This window comes from Aeromicrobium sp. PFPM2_SD2 (assembly GCF_057364525.1).
In genome coordinates this window covers 1-1,736 of sequence record NZ_JBNFNZ010000489.1, presented here as the reverse complement: position 1 = coordinate 1,736, position 1,736 = coordinate 1, and the positions used below count along the sequence as shown (strand labels likewise).

The 1,736-nt window shown below is 73.9% G+C and carries 2 protein-coding genes and 1 pseudogene; 1 reads left to right on the top strand and 2 read right to left on the bottom strand.

Going from position 1 to position 1,736, the window contains the following annotated elements; genetic code table 11:
* Positions 1-481, top strand: a pseudogene (locus tag AC2W7G_RS15435) (HAD-IC family P-type ATPase); the annotation flags it as partial.
* On the opposite strand, the gene AC2W7G_RS15430 reads toward AC2W7G_RS15435, so the two are convergent.
* On the bottom strand, positions 478-1,092 hold the full coding sequence (locus AC2W7G_RS15430) for a TetR/AcrR family transcriptional regulator (RefSeq protein WP_485869217.1): 615 nt from the start codon (positions 1,090-1,092) through the stop codon (positions 478-480). The pseudogene AC2W7G_RS15435 and the gene AC2W7G_RS15430 sit on opposite strands and share 4 nt — an antisense overlap.
* A gap of 112 nt (positions 1,093-1,204) precedes the next feature.
* On the bottom strand, positions 1,205-1,736 hold a 532-nt coding region (gene npdG / locus AC2W7G_RS15425), incomplete at its 5' end, for an NADPH-dependent F420 reductase (protein WP_485869216.1).

Below are 1,736 nucleotides of genomic sequence, written 5' to 3'. Positions count from 1 at the left end.
GGCTGGAGCCCGTGCTGCTGACCGGCGACCGGCGGGCCGTGGCCGACGCCGTCGCGCGGACGTCGGCATCGACCGGGTCCACGCCGAGGTCACCCCCGAGCGGAAGCTCGAGGTCGTCCGCGAGCTCCAGGCCCGCGACCGGGTCGTGGCGATGGTCGGCGACGGGGTCAACGACGCCGCCGCGCTGGCCGGGGCCGACCTGGGCATCGCGATGGGCACCGGCACCGACGTGGCCATCCAGGCGTCGGACCTCACGCTGGTGAAGGGCGACCTGGCCACCGCGGTCGACGCCGTGCGGCTCTCGCGCGCCACGCTGCGCACGATCAAGGGCAACCTGTTCTGGGCGTTCGCCTACAACGTCGCGGCGATCCCGCTCGCGGTGGCCGGCCTGCTCAACCCGATGGTGGCCGGCCTGGCGATGGCGTTCAGCTCGGTGTTCGTCGTGACGAACAGCCTGCGGCTGCGCCGCTTCGGCCGCTAGGTGCGGGCGACGGCCCGCAGGACGAACGCCACCACGTGGTCCTCGTCGGCCTCGGTGGGCGCGACCTCCTCGCGGGCCAGTCGCTCGACCCGGTTCAGCAGGACGGCGGCCGCGGCGTGCGTGTCGCGGTCGACGTCCTGCGAGCCGAGCGCGAGGGCGGGCACGGCGAGCAGCCTGGCGAGGGCGTCCTCGAGCGTCTGACGACCGCGGGCGACGGGCGGGGCCGTCGCGAGCAGCGTGTGCATGCGGGTGAACCCGCCGACGGCGGCGAGGTCGGCCAGCACGGCGGCGACCATCGCGCGGATCTTCCCGCGGCTGCCCAGGTGGTCGGCCATGCGTTGCTCGGCGTGGGCGACGATGCGCCGGACGTCGTCCTCGACGATGGCGGTGACGAAGGCGTCCTTGCCGGCGAAGTAGCGGTAGAAGGCGTCGATCGAGACGGCCGCGGCCTTGACGATCTCGGCCACCTTGACCGCCTCGCCGCGGCGCAGGGTGTCGCGCCCGACCTCGACCAGGCGGGCCACCTCCGCCTCGGCGATCTCGGCCCGTCCGTTGAGCCCGCGGCGCACCGCCAGCTCGGTGACCTCCGTGAGGTCGCTCGTGTCGGTCATCCTGACCTCCTGCCTCCGCGGCCCGTCGTTCCAGGGCCGAACGTCCGTCGGAGAAGCAAGAATATCGTTCTGGCGGGTCGGGCCGCCATCCGAGCGCCGGGCCGGCGCGCGGTCAGAGGTCGGTGATGCGGACGCCGGCGTGGGCCTTGTAGCGGCGGTTCATGGCGATGAGGTTGGCTGTGAACGCCTCGACCTGGTGCGCGTTGCGCTTGCGCCCGCCGTAGACGCCGCGGACGCCCGGGATCGTCTCGGCGAGCGCCTGCACGAGGTCGGTCGCCTCGCGGTCGTCGTCGCCGAGCACGAGCACGTCGGTGTCGACGCTGGTGACCTCGGGGTCGTCCAGCAGCACGGCGCTGACGTTGTGGAACGCGCCCACCACCCGGCTGTCGGCAAGGATCGCGGCGGCCTGCTCGGTCGCCGAGCCCTCCTCGACCGCGAGCGCGTACGGGCCGCGCTTGTCGAAGCCCAGCGGGTTCACGCAGTCGACGACGATCTTGCCGTCCAGCTGCGGCTTCAGCTCGGTGAGCAGCTCGCGGTGCCCGTCCCACGGCACGACGACGAGCACGAGGTCGCCGGCGGACGCGGCGTCGGCGTTGGCCGCGCCGGTCACGTCGCCGCCGGTGGCCTGCGCCAGCTCCGCGATC